This is a genomic window from Cupriavidus nantongensis (assembly GCF_001598055.1).
Lineage (GTDB): Bacteria > Pseudomonadota > Gammaproteobacteria > Burkholderiales > Burkholderiaceae > Cupriavidus > Cupriavidus nantongensis.
The window spans coordinates 3,022,142-3,041,758 of the sequence record NZ_CP014844.1; the positions used below are offsets into that span (position 1 = coordinate 3,022,142).

At 68.1% G+C, this 19,617-nt stretch carries 14 protein-coding genes; 4 read left to right on the top strand and 10 right to left on the bottom strand.

Annotated elements, in window-relative coordinates; translation table 11 throughout:
* Nucleotides 1-5: 5 nt before the first annotated feature.
* The 6 genes from A2G96_RS13935 to rpsB form a co-directional block, all read right to left on the bottom strand.
* Nucleotides 6-827 (bottom strand): phosphatidate cytidylyltransferase, encoded by an 822-nt coding sequence (locus A2G96_RS13935; protein ID WP_062800131.1) that lies wholly within the window; start codon nt 825-827, stop codon nt 6-8.
* A 36-nt stretch (nt 828-863) separates the two neighbouring features.
* Nucleotides 864-1,634, bottom strand: a complete 771-nt coding sequence (locus tag A2G96_RS13940) for an isoprenyl transferase (protein ID WP_012352950.1) — start codon at nt 1,632-1,634, stop codon at nt 864-866.
* A 46-nt stretch (nt 1,635-1,680) separates the two neighbouring features.
* A complete protein-coding gene (frr, locus tag A2G96_RS13945) occupies nt 1,681-2,241 on the bottom strand; it encodes a ribosome recycling factor (protein WP_062800133.1) in 561 nt (186 codons plus the stop codon).
* A gap of 141 nt (nt 2,242-2,382) precedes the next feature.
* Nucleotides 2,383-3,093, bottom strand: a complete 711-nt coding sequence (pyrH, locus tag A2G96_RS13950) for a UMP kinase (protein ID WP_012352952.1) — start codon at nt 3,091-3,093, stop codon at nt 2,383-2,385.
* A 297-nt stretch (nt 3,094-3,390) separates the two neighbouring features.
* Nucleotides 3,391-4,269, bottom strand: a complete 879-nt coding sequence (gene tsf / locus A2G96_RS13955) for a translation elongation factor Ts (RefSeq protein WP_062800135.1) — start codon at nt 4,267-4,269, stop codon at nt 3,391-3,393.
* A gap of 284 nt (nt 4,270-4,553) precedes the next feature.
* Nucleotides 4,554-5,297 (bottom strand): 30S ribosomal protein S2, encoded by a 744-nt coding sequence (rpsB, locus tag A2G96_RS13960; RefSeq protein WP_012352954.1) that lies wholly within the window; start codon nt 5,295-5,297, stop codon nt 4,554-4,556.
* Nucleotides 5,298-5,635: 338 nt separating this feature from the next.
* Between rpsB and map the strand changes: the two genes are divergently transcribed.
* From map to A2G96_RS13975, 3 genes are all read left to right on the top strand, one after another.
* Complete coding sequence (map, locus tag A2G96_RS13965) at nt 5,636-6,454, top strand: type I methionyl aminopeptidase (RefSeq protein ID WP_012352955.1); 819 nt, start codon at nt 5,636-5,638, stop codon at nt 6,452-6,454.
* A gap of 77 nt (nt 6,455-6,531) precedes the next feature.
* Nucleotides 6,532-9,114, top strand: a complete 2,583-nt coding sequence (locus tag A2G96_RS13970; protein WP_062800138.1) for a [protein-PII] uridylyltransferase — start codon at nt 6,532-6,534, stop codon at nt 9,112-9,114.
* 22 nt (nt 9,115-9,136) lie between these two features.
* Complete coding sequence (locus A2G96_RS13975; protein WP_062800140.1) at nt 9,137-10,756, top strand: pseudouridine synthase; 1,620 nt, start codon at nt 9,137-9,139, stop codon at nt 10,754-10,756.
* A 32-nt stretch (nt 10,757-10,788) separates the two neighbouring features.
* On the opposite strand, the gene def is transcribed toward A2G96_RS13975, so the two are convergent.
* From def to smc, 4 genes are read right to left on the bottom strand one after another with little or no spacing between them, the layout of a single operon-like run.
* Nucleotides 10,789-11,322, bottom strand: coding sequence for a peptide deformylase (gene def / locus A2G96_RS13980; protein ID WP_062800142.1), 534 nt, complete (start codon nt 11,320-11,322; stop codon nt 10,789-10,791).
* Nucleotides 11,323-11,336: 14 nt separating this feature from the next.
* Nucleotides 11,337-13,466 carry an NAD-dependent DNA ligase LigA gene (ligA, locus tag A2G96_RS13985; RefSeq protein ID WP_062800144.1) on the bottom strand — a complete coding sequence of 710 codons (2,130 nt, stop codon included), beginning with the start codon at nt 13,464-13,466 and terminating at the stop codon, nt 11,337-11,339.
* Between the two features lie 12 nt (nt 13,467-13,478).
* Nucleotides 13,479-14,813, bottom strand: coding sequence for a cell division protein ZipA C-terminal FtsZ-binding domain-containing protein (locus tag A2G96_RS13990; protein ID WP_062800146.1), 1,335 nt, complete (start codon nt 14,811-14,813; stop codon nt 13,479-13,481).
* Nucleotides 14,810-18,325, bottom strand: coding sequence for a chromosome segregation protein SMC (gene smc / locus A2G96_RS13995; RefSeq protein ID WP_062800149.1), 3,516 nt, complete (start codon nt 18,323-18,325; stop codon nt 14,810-14,812). Before smc ends, A2G96_RS13990 begins: the two co-directional genes overlap by 4 nt.
* Nucleotides 18,326-18,785: 460 nt before the next feature.
* On the opposite strand from smc, the gene A2G96_RS14000 reads away from it, so the two are divergent.
* The gene (locus A2G96_RS14000; protein WP_062800151.1) at nt 18,786-19,613 is read left to right on the top strand and encodes a ferritin-like domain-containing protein; all 828 of its coding nucleotides are present in this window, start codon (nt 18,786-18,788) and stop codon (nt 19,611-19,613) included.
* Nucleotides 19,614-19,617: the final 4 nt, after the last annotated feature.

A 19,617-nucleotide genomic window follows, 5' to 3' on the forward strand; every position in this document is an offset into this window, starting at 1 on the left:
CGGCTTCAGAGAAAAATCAGCATCAGCGCGGCCAGCGGGAACACCGGCAGCAAGGCGTCGATGCGGTCCAGCACGCCGCCATGGCCGGGCAGCAGCCGGCTGCTGTCCTTCTTGCCGACCTGGCGCTTGAGCAGGGATTCGAACAGGTCGCCCACCACGCTGGCCGCGACCAGCAGCGTGGTCAGCGCGGCGACGAAGCCTAGCCCGCCGCGGTCGCCCATCACCGAGAACCAGGTCGGGGCAAAGGCATGGGTGGCCGCCAGCGCGAGGCCGATCGCCAGCGCCAGCAGCCAGCCGCCGATGGCGCCTTCCCACGACTTGCCCGGGCTGATGCCGGGCGCCAGCTTGCGCCGGCCGATGGCCTTGCCGGTGAAATACGCGCCGATATCGGCGGCCCATACCAGCACCGCGGCGGTCAGCAGCACGCCGATGCCGGCGCCGCGCAGGACCATGGTGGCATGGGCAAACGCGGGCAGCATCACCAGCCCCAGCACCGCGCCCAGCGCGGTGAAGGCCGGGGTCGCGGTGCGCACGCCGCGCGCCAGCAGCACCACCGCAACGCCCCAGCACACCACCGCGGCCTCGAGCAGCCAGGTGATGGCGTGGCGCTGCGGCAGGTCATGCCAGGTCATGGTGGCGATCAGGCAGGCCAGCGCATAGACATAGGGCCACGGCCCGCGCAGTCCGATCAGGCGGCCGAATTCCCAGCCGGCCAGCAGCACGATCACGCCGAGCAGTCCCGCCAGGCCCGCCGGCGGCGCCAGGAACAGGATCGGCAGGATCAGCAGCAACAGGCACAGGGCGGTGATGACGCGGGTGAGGAGCATGCGCTGCGGTCCCGTGAAAAGTTGGAGTGGCCGGGCTCAGGCAGTACCCGAAAGACCGGGCGCGACCAGCTGCGCGCTGGTGCGGCCGAAGCGGCGTTCGCGCTGGCGGTACGAGGCGAAGGCCTTGTCGAGTTCCGCGGCGTCGAAGTCCGGCCAGTAGACGTCGGTAAAGTACAGCTCGGAATAGGCGAGCTGCCACAGCAGGAAATTGCTGATGCGCTGTTCGCCGCCGGTGCGGATGAACAGGTCCGGCTCCGGCGCATAGGCCATCGCCAGGTGCGGGGCCAGCAGCGATTCGTCGATGGTTTCGGGATCGAGCATGGGCGAGCGCGCCAGCATCTTGCGCATGGCCTGCAGCAGGTCCCAGCGCCCGCCGTAGTTGGCGGCGATGGTGACGGTCAGGCCGGTATTGCCGGCGGTGCGCGCCTCGGCATCCTTGATCAGCCGCTGGATGCGCGGGCTGAAGCGGCTCAGGTCGCCCACCACCCGCAGCCGGATGTTGTTGGCGTGCATCTTCACCACTTCGCGCCGCAGCGACATCATGAACAGCCGCATCAGGAACGAGACCTCGTCGGCCGGACGGCGCCAGTTCTCGGAACTGAACGCGAACAGCGTCAGGTACTGCACGCCCCGGGCGGCGCAGGCTTCCACCACCGCGCGCACAGCGTCCAGCCCGCGGCTGTGCCCCGCCACGCGCGGCAGGTGCCGCTGGGTCGCCCAGCGGCCGTTGCCGTCCATGATGATGGCAACATGCCGGGGCACGTAGGAAGTATCGGGTACGGCAAGCGTCGAGCTGATGTGCTGCATGGGCGTGAGACGGTCGCTGACAGACCCGGCAAGGCCGGGACGGGCGTCAGACCGTCATGATCTCCTTCTCTTTTTCGGCGACCATCTTGTCGATCTCGGCCACGTACTTGTCGGTCAGTTTCTGCACCTCGTCCTGGCCGCGGCGCTCTTCGTCCTCGGAAATGGCCTTGTCCTTGACCAGCTTCTTGAACTGCTCGTTGGCATCGCGGCGCAGGTTGCGCACCGCCACCTTGGCACCCTCGGCCTCGCCCTTGACGACCTTGGTCAGCTCCTTGCGGCGCTCTTCGGTCAGTGCAGGCATCGGCACTCGGATCACGTCGCCCATGGTGGCCGGGTTCAGCCCCAGGTCGCAATCGCGGATGGCCTTCTCGACCGCGCCCACCATTTTCTTTTCCCACGGCTGCACCGTGATGGTACGGGCATCGGCCAGGCCGATCGCCGCCACCTGGCTGATGGGCACCATCGAACCGTAGTAATCCACCTGAACGTGGTCAAGCAGGCCGGTATGGGCACGGCCGGTGCGGATCTTAGCCAGATCGGCCTTGAAGGCTTCGATCGACTTCTGCATTTTCTGCTCGACGCTCTTCTTTGTGTCGGCGACGCTCATTTTTACCTCCGGAAATCAGCCAACCAAGATCCCCTCTGGTGGGGATCGAAAATGAATCATTCTACTCTTTGCCCGGCTGGATACCAGCGCCCGGGCGCGGCATCCGTGGCCGGACCCACAGGTGCGGCCCGGCGCCGGGGATCACACATGCACCAGCGTACCCTCATCCTCGCCCAGGATGACGCGCTTGAGCGCGCCCGGCTTCACGATCGAGAACACCTTGATCGGCAGCTTCTGGTCGCGGCACAGCGCGAACGCGGTGGCGTCCATCACCTGCAGGTTGCGCGAGATGGCCTCGTCGAAGCTGATGGTGGTGTAGCGCGTGGCGCTGGGATCCTTCTTCGGGTCGGCGGTGTAGACGCCGTCGACCTTGGTCGCCTTCAGCACGATCTCGGCGCCGATCTCGGAGCCGCGCAGCGCGGCCGCGGTGTCGGTGGTGAAGAACGGGTTGCCGGTGCCGGCGGCGAAGATCACCACCTTGCCCTCTTCCAGCTGGCGGATCGCGCGCGGGCGGATATAGGGCTCGACCACCTGGTCCATGCGCAGCGCCGACTGCACGCGGCCTTCGATATTGGCGTGGCGCATCGCGTCCTGCAGCGCCAGCGCGTTCATCATGGTGGCCAGCATGCCCATGTAGTCGGCGGTGGCGCGGTCCATGCCGGCAGCGCCGCCGGCGACGCCGCGGAAGATATTGCCGCCGCCGATCACCACCGCCACCTGCACGCCGAGCTTCACGATCTCGGCAATGTCGTTCACCATCGCCTCGATGGTGGAGCGGTTGATGCCGAAGGCATCGTCGCCCATCAGGGCTTCACCGGACAGTTTCAGAAGGACGCGCTTGTAGGCTGGCATGTTCACCCTCGGAAGGAGCAGTTCGCTCGGTTGAGACGGCTCGGTCGAGACGACTCGGTTGAGACACTGGGACGTATGTTTTGGCACCGGCGGCACGGGTCATGGTGCCGCCGGCAGGAGGAAAGCCGGTTTTCGGGGTGCCCCGGCCGGGACCGGACCACCGCGGAAACAGACTGCTGCAATGCAACGCCGGCTGCGCCGTGGTGCACTACTTATGCAGAGGGGCACCTTGCGGCGCCCCTGCGGCATTATAGGCGCCCGGGCCGGCCACGATGGCCAGTCCTGGCGCCCCGGACATCAGCCCTTCTGGGCAGCGGCCACCTGGGCGGCCACTTCAGCGGCGAAGTCGTCCTGCTTCTTCTCGATGCCTTCGCCCACGACGTACAGGGTGAAGCCCTTCACGGTCGTGTTGGCGGCCTTCAGCATCTGCTCGACGGTCTGCTTGTCGTTCTTCACGAACGGCTGGTTGAACAGCGAGACTTCCTTCAGGTACTTCTGCACCGAACCCTCGACCATCTTGGCGGCGATCTCGGCCGGCTTGCCCGACTCGGCAGCCTTCTGCTCGGCGATGCTGCGCTCCTTGGCGATCAGGTCGGCGGGGACCTGCTCGGCCGACAGCGACACCGGCTTCATCGCGGCCACGTGCATGGCGACGTCCTTGGCGGCGGCTTCGTCGCCGTCGAACTCGACCATCACGCCGATACGGGTGCCGTGCAGGTACGAGACCAGCTTGCCGCCGTTGGCGTAGCGCACGAAGCGGCGGATCGTCATGTTTTCGCCGATCTTGCCGATCAGGGCAGCGCGGGTGGCTTCGACGCTGACGCCGTCGATTTCCAGCGCCGACAGCGCGGCCACGTCGGCCGGGTTGTGCTTGGCGATCAGTTCAGCCACCTTGGCCGAGAAGGCCAGGAAGTCGTCGTTCTTGGAGACGAAATCGGTCTCGCAGTTCAGTTCGACCAGCACGCCGGTGGTGCCGTCGATGAACGATGCGACCACGCCTTCGGCGGTCACGCGCGAGGCGGCCTTGCTGGCCTTGTTGCCCAGCTTGACGCGCAGCAGCTCTTCGGCCTTGTTCAGGTCGCCGTCGGCCTCGGTCAGGGCCTTCTTGCATTCCATCATCGGCGCGTCGGTCTTCGCGCGCAGTTCTGCAACCATGCTTGCGGTAATTGCCGCCATTTGTCACTCCTTGAATGGTTCGCGCCGGCTGCCGGCAGTCGCCCGCGGCACCCGGTCGGTGGGTCTTCAGCGCACCCGCGGCAGATCTTGCCTGGCGCGGATGACAACAATTCAAATTCGAAAAAAGGGGGCGCCAGATGTGCCCCCTTTTTTTCCCCGCTGCCGAAGTACCCCGGCTTGCGCCCTGCGCGCTGCCCGGCGTGCCGGGCGGCAGGCGATGCCTGCCTTGTCGTGTGTTGACGTGCGCGCTATCGGGTTCCTTTCAGCAGCGGGCCGGGCGGCTATCAGCCTTCCTGCACTTCGACGAATTCGTCGTCGCCGCGGGCGGCTTCAACGACTTCCTGCACGGCATTGGCACGGCCTTCCAGGATGGCGTCGGCCACGCCGCGCACATACAGGGCCACGGCCTTGCTCGAGTCGTCGTTGCCCGGGATCACGTAATCGATGCCTTCCGGCGAGTGGTTGGTATCGACCACGCCGATCACGGGGATGCCCAGCTTGTTGGCTTCGGTCACGGCAATCTTGTGGTAGCCGACGTCGACCACGAAGATCGCGTCAGGCACGCCGCCCATTTCCTTGATGCCGCCGATCGACTTTTCCAGCTTGATCATCTCGCGCTCGAACATCAGCGCTTCCTTCTTGCTCATGGTTTCCAGCGCGCCGGCTTCCTTGGCGGCTTCCATGTCCTTCAGGCGCTTGATCGAGGTCTTGACCGTCTTGAAGTTGGTCAGCATGCCGCCGAGCCAGCGGGCGTCGACGTAGGGCATGCCGGCACGGCCAGCTTCTTCAGCCAGGATTTCGCGCGACTGGCGCTTGGTGCCCACGAAAAGGATGGTGCCGCGATTGGCCGCCAGCTGACGCACGTACTTCATGGCGTCCTGGAACATCGGCAGCGTCTTTTCGAGGTTAATGATGTGGATCTTGTTGCGATGGCCGAAGATGAAGGGGGCCATCTTCGGGTTCCAGAAGCGGGTCTGGTGGCCGAAGTGGCAACCGGCTTCCAGCATTTCGCGCATGGTCACGGACATGTAAATCTCCAAAGGGTTAGGTCTGAAGCCCGCCCCGACATTCCTGAAAAGGAACACCCCGGATAGGCGGGCCAGCGATTTCAAGCGACAGGAAAGGACCCTGCCAAAATAACCGACCTGGCCGGCGCAATTGCTGCGGCGCAACCAGATCAGCCCGCTATTCTAGCAACAAATCTACATCCCGCTCAAGCCGCTGCGCTCTGTTCCGCCTCTGGCGCCCGCTTCCGGGCGGCCCGGAACAGGCTGCGATCCGGCCTCGATGGTGCGATAATCCCACTTTGATCCTTCTTTTCCGGCGTGGCCAGTGGCCCCGCCATCACTTTTTCTGGCGACGCAGCATGAGCATTTACCTGAACACCGCCGAAGACATCGCCCACATGCGCGTGGCTTGCCGCCTTGCCTCCGAAGTCCTCGACTACATCACGCCCTTCGTGCAGCCCGGCGTCACCACCGGCGAACTGGACCGCCTGTGCCACGCCTACATGCGCGACGTGCAGGGCACCGTGCCGGCGCCGCTGAATTATGCGCCGCCGGGCTACCCGCCCTTCCCCGGCGCGATCTGCACCTCGGTCAACGACGTGATCTGCCACGGCATCCCCGGCGAGCGCGTGCTCAAGAGCGGCGACGCCGTCAATCTCGACATCACCGTCATCACCAAGGACGGCTACTACGGCGACACCAGCCGCATGTTCATCGTCGGCGAGGGCTCGATCCTGGCCAGGCGCCTGGCGCAAGTGACCTACGAGTGCATGTGGAAGGGCATCGCGCAGGTGCGCCATGGCGCGCGCCTCGGCGACATCGGCCACGCCATCCAGGTGCACGCCGAAGCCGCCGGCTACAGCGTGGTGCGCGAGTACTGCGGCCACGGCATCGGCAAGAACTTCCACGAAGACCCGCAGATCCTGCACTACGGCCGTCCCGGCACCGGTGCCGAGATCAAGGCCGGCATGATCTTCACGGTGGAGCCGATGATCAACGCCGGCAAGCGCGATATCCGCACCATGCCCGACCAGTGGACCGTGAAGACCCGGGACCGCAGCCTGTCGGCGCAGTGGGAGCACACGGTGCTGGTCACCGAGACCGGCTACGAGGTGCTGACGGTGTCCGCCGGCACTCCGGCGCCGCCGGCCTTCATCACCGATTCCGTGGCGGCCTGACGCCGCACACAAGCCAGGGCGCCTGACCGGGCGCCCTTCTTTTTCCAGCCGTGCCGACGAACCCTTCCGCCCTCTCCATGGACACCACGCCGGAACTGCTGCTGGCCGCGCGCGTGCGCGACCAGCTCAAAGCCGACAAGCAGGCGCTGTTTGCGGACTTCAACGCCAGCGCCAATGCCGCCACGCTGACCACGCGGCTGCGCCGCGCCGTCGATGCCGCACTGGGCGAGGCCTGGCGCGGGCTGGCCATGCCCGCCGATGCGGCGCTGGTGGCGGTGGGCGGCTACGGCCGCGGCGAACTGTTCCCGTACTCCGACGTCGACGTGCTGCTGTTGCTGCCGGCCGAGCCCGACCGGGATACCGCCGGCAAGCTGGAACGCTTTATCGGCCTGTGCTGGGACCTGGGGCTCGAGATCGGCTCGGCGGTGCGCACGGTCGACGACTGCATCCGCGAATCGCGCCAGGACGTCACCATCCAGACCTCGCTGCTCGAGGCGCGCCTGCTGACCGGCAACCGCAAGCTGTTCGAGGCGCTGCGCAGCCGCTACCAGGCCGACCTTGACCCGGCGGCGTTCTTCCAGGCCAAGCTGCTGGAAATGCGCCAGCGCCACGCCAAGTACCAGGACACGCCCTACGCGCTCGAGCCCAACTGCAAGGAAAGCCCGGGCGGCCTGCGCGACCTGCAGGTGATCCTGTGGATGACCAAGGCCGCGGGCCTGGGCGACAGCTGGAAGGAATTGTTCGAGAAGGGCCTGCTGACGCAACGCGAAGCGCAGGAGCTGGCCCGCAACGAGCGCCTGCTCAAGACCATCCGCGCGCGCCTGCACCTCGTCGCCGGGCGCCGCCAGGACGTGCTGGTGTTCGACCTGCAGACCGCGCTGGCCGAGGCCTTCGGCTACCGCCAGAACGCCCACAAGCGCGCCAGCGAGCAGCTGATGCGCCGCTACTACTGGGCCGCCAAGGCGGTGACCCAGCTCAACAGCGTGCTGCTGCTCAATATCGAGGCGATGCTGTTCCCGAGCGAGTCGCAGGTGACGCGCGTGCTCAACGAGCGCTTCGTCGAGCGCCAGGGCATGCTGGAAATCACCAGCGACGACGTCTACGAGCGCGACCCGCACGCCATCCTGGAAACCTTCCTGCTGTACGAGCGCACGCCCGGCGTGAAGGGGCTGGCACCGCGCACGCTGCGCGGCCTGTACAACGCGCGCACGGTGATGGACGCGCGCTGGCGCAACGACCCAGAGAACCGCCGGCTGTTCCTGGCCATCGTGCAGGAACCGCAGGGCATTACCCATGCGCTGCGGCTGATGAACCAGACCAGCGTGCTGGGCCGCTACCTGATCAACTTCCGGCGCATCGTCGGGCAGATGCAGCACGACCTGTTCCACGTCTACACCGTGGACCAGCACATCCTGATGGTGGTGCGCAACATGCGCCGCTTCGCCATCGTCGAGCACACCCACGAGTTCCCGTTCTGCAGCCAGCTGATGGCCAGCTTCGACAAGCCCTGGGTGCTGTGGGTGGCGGCGCTGTTCCACGATATCGCCAAGGGCCGCGGCGGCGACCATTCGCGCCTCGGCACCGTCGATGCGCGCCGCTTCTGCCGGCAGCACGGCATTGCGCGCGAGGACGCCGACCTGATCTGCTGGCTGGTCGAGCACCACCTGACCATGAGCCACGTCGCGCAGAAGCAGGACCTGACCGATCCCGACGTGGTCCATGCCTTCGCCAAGGTGGTCGGCAGCGAACGCTACCTGACCGCGCTCTACCTGCTGACCGTGGCCGATATCCGCGGCACCAGCCCCAAGGTGTGGAATGCGTGGAAGGGCAAGCTGCTGGAAGACCTGTACCACATCACGCTGCGCGTGCTGGGCGGCGCGCGGGTCGACTCGCATTCGCTGTGGGCGCAGCGCAAGCAGGACACCATCTCGGAACTGCGCCTGAAGGCGTTCGACCCGGCGCTGGGCAAGTCGCTGTGGGCGCAGCTGGACGTGGCCTTCTTCCTGCGCCACGATTCGCACGATATCGCCTGGCTGACGCGCCACCTGTACAACAAGGTCGACAGCCCGGTGCCGGTGGTCAAGGCGCGCGTGTCGCCGGCCGGCGAAGGGCTGCAGGTGGCGGTCTACATCAAGGACCAGCCCGACCTGTTCGCGCGCATCTGCGGCTATTTCGAGCGCAAGGCGTTCTCGATCCAGGACGCCAAGATCCACACCACGCGCCACGGCTACGCACTCGATACGTTCCAGGTCACCGACCCCGGCATGGCCGGCGATGGCGGCAATTACCGCGACATCATCGCGCTGGTCGAGCATGAGCTGTGCGAGCGGCTGCGCCTGCAGGGCGCGCTGCCCGAGCCGACGCAGGGGCGGCTGTCGCGCCAGTCGCGCAGCTTCCCGATCAAGCCGCGCGTCGACCTGCGCCCGGACGAGCGCGGCCAGTATTACCTGCTGTCGCTGTCCGCCAACGACCGCACCGGCCTGCTGTACGCCATCGCCCGCGTACTGGCACGGCATCGCGTGTCCGTGCATACGGCACGCATCAACACCCTGGGCGAACGCGTCGAAGACGTGTTCCTGGTAGACGGCAGCCGCCTGGCCGCCGACAACCGATTGCAGATTCAGCTTGAACAGGACTTGCTCGCCGCCCTCGCCATCTGACGCGGCGGAGAGCATCAACGATATGACCGACAGCAATTCGCCGAAGCGCAAGACGCTAGGCATCAAGGCCGCCAGCGATACCGGCACGCCCGCGCGCAAGGGCGCCACCCGACCGGTGCGAGTGTCCGACCTGAACCGCAAGCGCGTGCAGTCCGTTTCCGAGGGCATCAAGCGCGCCCAGCAGCGTGCCGGCGGCAAGACCGGTGCCGGTGGGGCTAAGGGCGAAGCGCCGGCCCAGCCGCGCCAGCCGCGCGCGCCCCGCCCCGCCGACGGCGAGCGCCAGGCGCGTCCGCGCCGTGCGGATGCCGGCGAAGCGCGCCCGCGTCGCTTCGGCGACGACGACAACCGTCCGCGGCGCGCCGGAGGCGATCGCGGCGAAGCGCGCCCGCGTCGTTTCGAAGGCGGCGAATCGCGTCCGCCGCGACGCTTCGGCGACGACGACAACCGTCCGCGCCGCACCGGCGATGACCGCGGCGAAGCGCGTCCGCGCCGTTTCGAAGGTGGCGAGTCGCGTCCGCCGCGACGCTTCGGCGACGATGACAACCGTCCGCGGCGCGCCGGAGGCGATCGCGGTGAAGCGCGTCCGCGCCGCTTCGAAGGCGGCGAATCGCGCCCGCCGCGACGCTTCGGCGATGACGACAACCGCCCGCGCCGCTTCGAAGGCCCCGACTCGCGCCCGCGCCGCCATGGCGACGACGACAGGCGCCCGCGCCCCGCGCCGTCCGGCGAGCGCCGCCGCGAAGGCACGGCGCCGGCACGCCGCTTCAGCGATGCGGCCGACCGTATCCGCACCGCCGGCCCGGCACGCCCGCACGCACCGGCCGCGCGCCAGGAAAAGCCCGCCCCGGTACGCGACGAGTCCAGCCACGACGACGGCCTGGTTCGCCTGTCCAAGCGCATGTCCGAGCTCGGCCTGTGCTCGCGCCGCGAGGCGGACGAATGGATCCCGCGCGGCTGGGTGCTGGTCGACGGCAAGCCCGTGACCGAGCTCGGCAGCCGCATCCGCCCCGACGCCGAGATCGAGATCCTGCAGGAAGCGCGCTCCGAGCAAGGCGAGCGCGTCACCGTGCTGCTGAACAAGCCGGTCGGCTACGTTTCGGGCCAGGCCGAGGACGGCTACGAGCCCGCCGCGGCGCTGTTCACCCCCGAGAACCAGTGGGAAGGCGACCCCACGCGCAAGCGCTTTGCGCCGTGGCAGCGCAAGAATCTGGCGCCGGCCGGCCGCCTCGATATCGACTCCACCGGCCTGCTGGTGCTGACGCAGGACGGGCGCGTCGCGCGTGCGCTGATTGGTGAGGATTCGACCGTCGAGAAGGAATACCTGGTGCGCGTGGTCTGGCATTCGCCGCACGGGCCGGTCGAGCGCAACATCAGCGCCGAATTCCCGGCCGACGACCTGGAACTGCTGCGCCATGGCCTGTCGCTCGACGGCGTGCCGCTCAAGCCGGCCAAGGTCAGCTGGCAGAACGAAGAGCAGCTGCGCTTCGTGCTGCGCGAAGGCCGCAAGCGCCAGATCCGCCGCATGTGCGAGCAGGTCGGGCTGCAGGTAGTGGGCCTGAAGCGGGTGCGCATGGGGCGCGTGGTGTTGGGGGATCTGCCGCCGGGCAAGTGGCGGTTCCTGGGGCAGTTCGAGAAGTTCTGATGAAAAAAAGCGGCCGGGATGGCCGCTTTTTTTCAATCGTCGCTGTTCGCCGGCAGGTCAGGAAAGAGGATTTCGGTAAACCCAAAGTTCGAAAAATCCTTGATCCGCATCGGATAAAGGATCCCCTGCAGGTGGTCGCACTCATGCTGCACCACGCGCGCATGGAAGCCTTCGGCCACGCGTTCGATGTGGTTGCCCATCAGGTCGTAGCCGCTGTATTTCAGTCGCACGTGCCGCGGCACCACGCCGCGCAGGCCCGGCACCGACAGGCAGCCTTCCCAGCCGTCCTCCATTTCGTCGGACTGCATTTCCAGCACCGGGTTGATCAGCACCGTCTTGGGCACGGTGGGCGCGTCCGGGTAGCGCGGATTGCGGTCGAAGCCGAAGATCACCACCTGCAGGTCCACGCCGATCTGCGGCGCGGCCAGGCCCGCGCCGTTGGCGTGGTCCATGGTGTCGAACATGTCTTCGATCAGCGTGCGCAGTTCCGGCGTGTTGAAGCGCTCCACCGGCCGCGCCACCTGCAGCAGGCGCGGATCGCCCATCTTGAGAATCTCGCGGATCATGGTTGTGCTCCCGGTTATTGCTCGGCCGGCGCGGCACCGGCTTGCGCCAGCAGCGCCAGCATGCCGGCCTCGTCCAGCACCGGCACGCCCAGCGCCTCGGCCTTGTCCAGCTTGCTGCCGGCCTCGGCGCCGGCGACCACGTAGTCGGTCTTCTTCGACACCGACCCGGCCACCTTGGCGCCGGCGGTTTCCAGCAGTTCCTTGGCGTCTTCGCGCGACAGCGTCGGCAGCGTGCCGGTCAGCACAAAGGTCTTGCCCGACAGCGGCGCCGGCGCCTTTGCCACCGGCTCGCTTTCCGGCCAGTGTACGCCGGCGGCGCGCAGTTGCTCGATGACCTCGACGTTGTGCGGCTCGGCGAGGAAGTTGGCGATCGACTGCGCCACCACCGGGCCGACATCGTTGACCTCGAGCAGCGCGGCCTCGTCGGCCGCCATCAGTGCGTCGAGCTTGCCGAAGTGCCGGGCCAGGTCCTTGGCGGTGGCTTCGCCGACGTGGCGGATGCCGAGCGCGAAGATAAAGCGGTTCATGGTGGTCGCGCGCGACTTGTCGATCGCCGCGACCAGGTTGGCGGCCGACTTGTCCGCCATGCGCTCGAGCGCCGCCAGCTTGGCCACGCCGAGCTTGTACAGGTCGGCCGGCGTGCGCACGATGCCCTGGTCGACCAGCTGCTCGACCAGCTTGTCGCCCAGGCCTTCGATATCCATGGCGCGGCGCTGCGCGAAATGCAGCAGCGACTGCTTGCGCTGCGCCGCGCAGATCAGGCCGCCGGTGCAGCGGGCAATGGCCTCGTCCTCGAGCTTCTCGATATGCGAGCCGCACACCGGGCAGGCGGTGGGCATCACGAAGGCACGGGCATCGGCCGGGCGCCGCTCGGTCACCACGGCGACGACTTCCGGAATCACGTCGCCGGCGCGGCGCACGATCACGGTGTCGCCGATATGCACGTCCTTGCGGCGGATCTCGTCCTCGTTGTGCAGCGTGGCATTGGTCACGGTCACGCCGCCGACGAACACCGGCCTGAGCCGCGCCACCGGCGTGATCGCGCCGGTGCGGCCGACCTGCACCTCGATGTCCTCGACGATGGTGGTCATTTCCTGCGCCGGGAACTTGTGCGCCAGCGCAAAGCGCGGCGCGCGCGAGACAAAGCCCAGGCGCTCCTGCTCGGCCAGCGCGTTGACCTTGTAGACCACGCCATCGATGTCGTAGGGCAGCTCGTCGCGGCGCTTGCCGATATCGCGGTAGAAATCGAGCAGCCCCTGCGCGCCCTTCACCACCGCACGGTCTTTGCACACCGGCAAACCCAGCGCGGCAAAGCCGTCGAGCATGGCGCTGTGGGTCGGCGGCCGCTCCACGCCTTGCAGCTCGCCCAGCCCGTAGGCGAAGAACGACAGCGGACGCCGCGCGGTGATGCGCGGATCGAGCTGGCGCAGGCTGCCGGCGGCGGCATTGCGCGGGTTGACGAAGGTCTTCTCGCCGGCCTCGGCCTGGCGCGCGTTGAGCTTGTCGAAGTCGCGGCGGAACATGAAGACCTCGCCGCGCACCTCCAGCACCGCGGGCGCCTGGCCGCGCAGCTTGAGCGGGATCGCCTTGATGGTGCGCACGTTGACGGTGACGTCCTCGCCGGTCTCGCCGTCGCCGCGGGTCGCGGCCTGCACCAGGCGGCCGTCTTCATAGCGCAGCGACATGGCCAGGCCGTCGAACTTCAGCTCGCACGCGTATTCGACCGCGTCGGCGGCGCTGAACAGGTCGGCCTCGCCCGCCGCGGGCGCGCTGCGGCCCAGCCCCTGCGCGCAGCGGCGGTCGAAGTTGAGCACGTCGTCGTCGGCGAAGGCGTTGTTGAGCGACAGCATCGGTACGCGGTGCCGCACCGAGTCGAACGCCGCCAGCGGCTCGCCGCCCACGCGCTGGGTGGGCGAGTCCGGCGTCTGCAGCTCGGGATGCTCTAGCTCCAGCGCCATCAGCTCGCTGAACAGCGCGTCGTATTCCGCATCCGGAACGGTGGGCGCGTCCAGCACGTAATACTGGTAGTTGTGGCGGTCCAGCTCTTCGCGCAGCCAGGCCACGCGGCTGGCGGCGGCATCGGCCGGCAAGGCGCCGGCGGGCGCGGAGGCATCTGCCTGCGCGCCGCGGTGTTTTGCGGTCATGGCAGGCTCCGGCTAGTTGCTGAACAGGCGCAGCGCCACCGGCGAACCGGCCGGCATGCCGCGCGCTTCCAGCTTCTGGTACAGCGCTTCGAGCTGGTTGAAGATGGCGACGAACGAGGCTTCGGTCAGCGGCCGCATATTGTCGTCGACCAGCTGCGCGCCCATGCGCTGCGCCAGCGTATGGCCGTACTCGCACACGGTCTTGAACGGTTTGGCGCCCTGGTCTGCCACCGGCACGTCGAGCAGCAGCGTGATCTGGCGGCCGGCCTTGACGGTCAGGTCGTCTCGCAGGAAGTTGGTGTCGCCGAACTGCAGCGTGAACAGCGGGCGCTGCACGCCCTCGGCATTGGCCTGGTAGCGGATAAAGCGGGTGCCGTCGCGCGACAGCACCAGCCCGTCCTGCGTCGCCACGTTCTGCACATAGGCGGCCGACCACGGCGCGCCGTCGGAGATCACGTTGACACCCAGCTGCACGTCGCAAGCGGCGGCAAAGGCGTCGAGCTCGCGTGCGTTGGCGACGGTCTCGCCCATGTCCGGCAGGTCGGCCGAGGCGTCGAGCGACTCGGCCAGCGACTCGACCGCGGTGACGAATTCCGAGAACTCGAGGGCGTTGAGCGGGCCGCCACGGTTGGCCAGCTGCACGCCGACCTGCAGGTCTTCGTACTGATGGCCGGCGGTGACGGGCTCCCAGGCGTTGGCTTCGGCACGCAGGCCTTCGATATGGACCGGCTTGGTGCCGGCGCGGCGCAGCCGGCCGGTCAGCGGCAGGATGCGGTCGCCGGACGCCTTGCGCTCCAGGTGCAGCGGCACGATGCAGTCGATCAGCGGATCGACGATTGCGGGCGCGGGCTGGCCGTCCGGTACGGCGGCGACGGCAGCCGGTGCGGGCGCCGGCGCAGGCGCCGGTGCAGGTGCGGGAGCAGGTGCCGGTGCCACGGCGATGGCGGCATCCGCTTCCTCCTCCGACGCGCGCGCCACTGCGGCCCCGACCGCGACTTCCTCGGCGACGGCTTCGTCGGCGTCGGCGCTGCTGGCTGCAGCGGCCGCGGCGGCAGCGGCGTGGTTGTTGTCAGCCACGGCGGCGCCGGCGCTGGCCGGTGCCTGCGACAAGGTGGGCTCGCGCCGCGGCGGCTGCTCGGCAGCGGCTTCGTGCAGGCGTGCGGCGGTTTCCGGCGCGGTGCTCTGGCCGACCACCGGCTCGCGCATCGGCGGCAGGTCGTCTTCAGGGCGCAGCTCGCGCGGGCGGCGTGCCTTGCGGATCTGCCACTGGTTGTAGCCGAACACCAGCACCACGAAAGCCAGGCCCGCGACGATCAGCGCGGTCTGCAGGTCCATGTTGAGCTTCATGCTGCCTCCGCCATGGAAACCGCAGCGTCCATATCCACCGCCACGATACGGGAAACCCCCTGCTCCTGCATGGTCACGCCAATGAGTTGATGAGCCATTTCCATGGCGATCTTGTTATGTGAGATGAAAACGAATTGGGTCTTGTCCGACATGCGCGCCACCATATTGGCGTAGCGCTCGGTATTGGCGTCGTCCAGCGGCGCGTCGACCTCGTCCAGCAGGCAGAACGGTGCCGGGTTCAGCTGGAACATCGCGAACACCAGCGCGATCGCGGTCAGCGCCTTCTCGCCGCCCGACAGCAGGTGGATGGTCGAGTTCTTCTTGCCCGGCGGCTGCGCCATCACCTGCACGCCGGCATCGAGGATTTCCTCGCCGGTCATGATCAGGCGCGCCTGGCCGCCGCCGAACAGCGACGGGAACAGCTCGCCGAAATGGTGGTTGACCTGGTCGAAGGTGCCCTGCAGCAGCGCGCGGGTTTCCTGGTCGATCTTGGCGATCGCGTCCTCGAGCGTGCCGATGGCGTCGTTCAGGTCGGCCGACTGCGCGTCGAGGAAGGTCTTGCGCTCGCGCGCCGCGGCCAGTTCGTCGAGCGCGGCCATGTTGACCGGGCCGAGCGCGTTGATGGCGTTGTTGATGCGCGTGACTTCGCCCTGCAGGTACGACGGCTTCAGGTCGCCGGTCAGCTTGTCGGCCAGCGCGGCCTCGTCCACCTCGGCGGCGCTCAGCTGCTCGCTGAACTGCTCCTGGTTCAGGCGCGCGGCCTGTTCCTTGAGCTGCAGCTCGGTGATGCGGTCGCGCAGCGGCTGCAGGCTGCGTTCGGCGGCCAGGCGCTGCTCGTCGTGCTGGCGCAGCTGCGCCGACAGCGCATCGAGCTCGGTGCGCGCGATGGTCAGCTTCTCTTCCTTCTCGGCGCGGCGCTCCAGCGCTTCCTGCAGGCCGGTATGCGCGGTCTGCTCGTTGATGGTCTCGAGTTCGGCGCGGGCGTTCTCGAGCGATTCGGCGATGCGCTCGGCCTGGTCCGCCGCCACCTGGATATTGCGGCGCAGCTCGTCGATGCGGCTGGCCAGGTTGCGCTCGGCAAACAATGCCTCCTGCGCGGCGCGCTCGAGGTCGCGCAGCTGGTGGCGCGCGCCGGAGAGCTTGCTGTCCAGCGCCTCGAAGGCCATCTGCTGGTCTTCATGGGTGGCCTGCATCTCGGCCAGCGCGGCGTCGTGCTGCTCGAAGCTGGCTTCGGATTCGGCGCGGATCGCGCGCTGCTCTTCGATCTGCGCGTGGATCTCTTCGAGTTCTTCGCGGATCTGGCCGCTGCGCGCGGCATAGCGCTCCATCGCCTGCGACAGCTTGAGCACGTCCATCTGCAGCGCATGCACGCGGCGCGTGGCCTGCTCGGCGCGGGCACGGGCGTCGCCCAGCGCCTGGCTGGCCTGGGTGTAGGCCGCTTCGGCGCGCACAGCCTCGGTCCTGGCTTCGTCGGACAGCAGCAACTGCGCGCGCGCCTGCTTCTGCAGGTTCTCGATTTCCTGCTCGCGCGCGAGCATGCCGGCCTGCTCGGAATCGGCGGCGTAGATCTGGATCGCGTTGCGGCCCACCAGGTGGCCTTCGGCAACCACGAACGAGGCGCCTTCGGGCAGCGTGTTGCGCGCGGCCAGCGCCTGCGCCATGTCGGTGGCGACATAGACGTCCGCGAGCCAGTCCTGCATCACCGCGCGGATGCCCGGCTCGGTGATCTGCACCAGCGCCATCAGCGGGCGCAGCCCGGCGGGCGTTTCCAGCGGACGCGCCGCGGCCGGCGGCGAGTAGAACGCCAGCTTGGCCGGCGGCGCATCGGACAGGAAGGCCTTGACCCAGTCCAGGTTCGACACTTCCAGCGCGGCCAGCTTCTCGCGCAGCACGGATTCGAGCGCGTTTTCCCAGCCCGGCTCGATATGGACCTTCTTCCACAGCCGCGGCAGCTCGGCCAGCTCATGCTTCGCCAGCCACGGCTGCACCTTGCCGTCGGTCTGCACGTTTTCCTGCAGCTGGCGCAGCGCCGACAGGCGCGCCTCGAGCGTGGCGATGGCGGCGGCTTCGCTGTGCACGCGCGCCTGCGCGGCGCGGCGCGCCTCGTCCAGGCGCGGCACGTTCTCTTCGGCGTCGGCGAGCACGGCCTGGGCTTCCTCGACCAGCGCCTCCTGCTCGGCCAGCTCGGCGCGGGCCTGCTCCAGGCGGGTCTCGTCGGGGCGGTCCAGGCCCTTGTCTTCGGCCGACAGACGCTCGCGGCGCTGTTCCAGCTGCTGCAGCATCTGGTCGGCGCTGCGCTGCTGCGCGGCCTCCAGCTTCAGCGCCTGCTCGGCCTGCATGATGCCGGCGCGCTGCTCGTTGAGCAGCTGCTGGGCGTCGCGCCACTGCGCTTCCAGCGTCGGCAGCTCGTCGTTCTGCTGCGCCACGGCCTCCTGCGCCTCGACCGTGCGGCCTTCGGCCACGGCCAGGTTTTCCTCGGCCTGCGCCAGTTCGTCGGTGGCCTGTTCGGCCTTGGCCTGCCACTGTTCACGCTGCGCGGTCAGCGCGGCGATCTGTGCCTGCACGCGGTTGCGCGATTCCACCACGTAGCGGATCTCGGCTTCGAGCTTGCTGACCTCGGCATTGGCCTCGTACAGCGCGCCCTGGGCCGCGTGCATGCCATCCGACGCGGCATAGTGCGCGGCGCGCATGGTTTCCAGCTCGGCCTCGACATGGCGCAGCTGCGCGGTCTGCGCTTCCAGGTCGATCTGGGCCTGCTCGATCGCGCGCTGATGGCGCTCCTGCTCCTGCTGGGCCTCGCGCTTGCGCAGCAGCCACAGCAGGTGCTGCTTCTCTTCGCCGTCGGCCTGCAGCGTCTTGAAGCGCTGCGCCACCTCGGCCTGGCCTTCGAGCTTTTCGAGGTTGCTGCCGAGCTCGCGCAGGATGTCTTCGACCCGGGTCAGGTTCTCGCGGGTATCGGACAGCCGGTTCTCGGTCTCGCGGCGGCGCTCCTTGTACTTGGACACGCCCGCCGCCTCTTCCAGGAAGATGCGCATGTCATCGGGCTTGGCCTCGATGATGCGCGAGATCATGCCCTGGCCGATGATGGCGTAGGCGCGCGGGCCCAGGCCCGTGCCCAGGAAGATGTCCTGGATGTCGCGCCGGCGCACCGGCTGATTGTTGATGTAGTAGGACGAGGTGCCGTCGCGGGTCAGCACGCGCTTGACCGCGATTTCGGCGTACTGGCTCCACTGGCCCGCCGCGCGGCCTTCGGCGTTGTCGAACACCAGTTCGACGCTGGCGCGGCCGGCCTGCTTGCGCGCGGTCGAGCCGTTGAAGATGACGTCCTGCATGGACTCGCCGCGCAGTTCGGACGCGCGTGACTCACCCAGCACCCAGCGCACGGCATCGATGATGTTGGACTTGCCGCAGCCGTTGGGACCGACGATGCCGACCAGTTGGCCCGGCACCTGGAAATTGGTGGGATCGACGAATGACTTGAAGCCCGCCAGTTTGATCGAGGATAGTCGCACGGTTTTCTCGTGTGGTATCGGCCACTCCGGCAGCAAAGCGGGGGCGGCCTGGTATCGGGTATCGGGGCTATTGCACGGTTCGGAAAAGCCGGGCTGCGCGGGGACCGGCGCGGCGTGACGCCAGCACCTCAAAACACCCCTCCAGCCCGAGAATTGGGGCTAATCATACCATCGCAGATGCCTTCGCCGGCCCGTTTGGGACCCTTCCGCGGCAGGTGACGGTGGCCGGAATTCCTTTGCCTTTCCGACCCTTACAAGCGGTTTCGCAAGCACTTTGGCAAGCCGGTCGCAGGCCGCCAGCCGCGCTTGCCGCGTGACGCACCGGAAACTAATCAGGGTAAATGCTAGTCTCTGCTCTGTCGGCGATGCCGGATGCGCCTCCGGCCCCACGCACCATGAACGCCCCCAGCAGCCTTTTCGCAGCGTTTCGCCCGCCTTGGGCAAACCAGGAGGACAGAGCATGAGTGAACTGTCAGCGGCCGCCCGGCCGTGGTCTGTCAGCGACATCCGATACGAGGCGATCGACGTCGCGCGCGTGCGCGGCGACCGTGACCTGTTCTACCTGCTGGTGTCGGCTTCGTTTATCGAAAGCGGCTCCGACACCTATGCCGGCAACCTCGCCACCTATTACGCCCGCGTGCCCGAAGCCGCCGGCTGGCTGTCCGAGCACTGGGAGGCCGAGGAGCTGCAGCACGGCCTGGCGCTGCGGCGCTATGTCGAGCATGTCTGGCCGGAATTCGACTGGGAGCGCGGCTATGCGCGCTTCTTCGACGAATACAGCCAGACCTGCTCGATCGACCAGTTCGAGCCCACCGAGGCGCTCGAGATGGCGGCCCGCTGCGTGGTCGAGACCGGCACCGCGGCCTACTACCGGGCGCTCGAGCAGGCCAGCGACGAACCGGTGCTGCGCGACCTGACGCGGCGCATCTCCAATGACGAAGTGCGGCACTACAAGCACTTCTTCCACTTCTTCAACCGCTTCGCCGAAGCCGAAGGGCTGGGCCGGCTGCGCGTATTGCGGGCGCTGGCGCGCCGGCTGCTGGAGATCAAGAACGAGGACGCGGCGATCGCGCTGCGCAACGTGCTGCGCATGGAACGCGGGGTCGAGTCGGTGCCGGAGGCGGAGGTGCGCGCGCTCAATACGCGCGTGTCAGGCGTGATCCGCCGCAACATCCCGATCGAGATGACGGTCAAGATGCTGCTGCGGCCGCTGCACCTGCACCGCGGCGTCGAGCGCGCGGTGCGCGCGCCGCTGGTGGCGATGGTGTCGCGGGTGATCCTGCACTGAACTG

Excerpts from the sequence above, each read along its gene's own strand:
- A2G96_RS13935 (WP_062800131.1), bottom strand. The coding sequence starts at position 827 with ATGCTCCTCACCCGCGTCATCACCGCCCTGTGCCTGTTGCTGCTGATC.
- A2G96_RS13940 (WP_012352950.1), bottom strand. The coding sequence starts at position 1,634 with ATGCAGCACATCAGCTCGACGCTTGCCGTACCCGATACTTCCTACGTG.
- frr (WP_062800133.1), bottom strand. The coding sequence starts at position 2,241 with ATGAGCGTCGCCGACACAAAGAAGAGCGTCGAGCAGAAAATGCAGAAG.
- pyrH (WP_012352952.1), bottom strand. The coding sequence starts at position 3,093 with ATGCCAGCCTACAAGCGCGTCCTTCTGAAACTGTCCGGTGAAGCCCTG.
- tsf (WP_062800135.1), bottom strand. The coding sequence starts at position 4,269 with ATGGCGGCAATTACCGCAAGCATGGTTGCAGAACTGCGCGCGAAGACC.
- rpsB (WP_012352954.1), bottom strand. The coding sequence starts at position 5,297 with ATGTCCGTGACCATGCGCGAAATGCTGGAAGCCGGTTGCCACTTCGGC.
- map (WP_012352955.1), top strand. The coding sequence starts at position 5,636 with ATGAGCATTTACCTGAACACCGCCGAAGACATCGCCCACATGCGCGTG.
- A2G96_RS13970 (WP_062800138.1), top strand. The coding sequence starts at position 6,532 with ATGGACACCACGCCGGAACTGCTGCTGGCCGCGCGCGTGCGCGACCAG.
- A2G96_RS13975 (WP_062800140.1), top strand. The coding sequence starts at position 9,137 with ATGACCGACAGCAATTCGCCGAAGCGCAAGACGCTAGGCATCAAGGCC.
- def (WP_062800142.1), bottom strand. The coding sequence starts at position 11,322 with ATGATCCGCGAGATTCTCAAGATGGGCGATCCGCGCCTGCTGCAGGTG.
- ligA (WP_062800144.1), bottom strand. The coding sequence starts at position 13,466 with ATGACCGCAAAACACCGCGGCGCGCAGGCAGATGCCTCCGCGCCCGCC.
- A2G96_RS13990 (WP_062800146.1), bottom strand. The coding sequence starts at position 14,813 with ATGAAGCTCAACATGGACCTGCAGACCGCGCTGATCGTCGCGGGCCTG.
- A2G96_RS14000 (WP_062800151.1), top strand. The coding sequence starts at position 18,786 with ATGAGTGAACTGTCAGCGGCCGCCCGGCCGTGGTCTGTCAGCGACATC.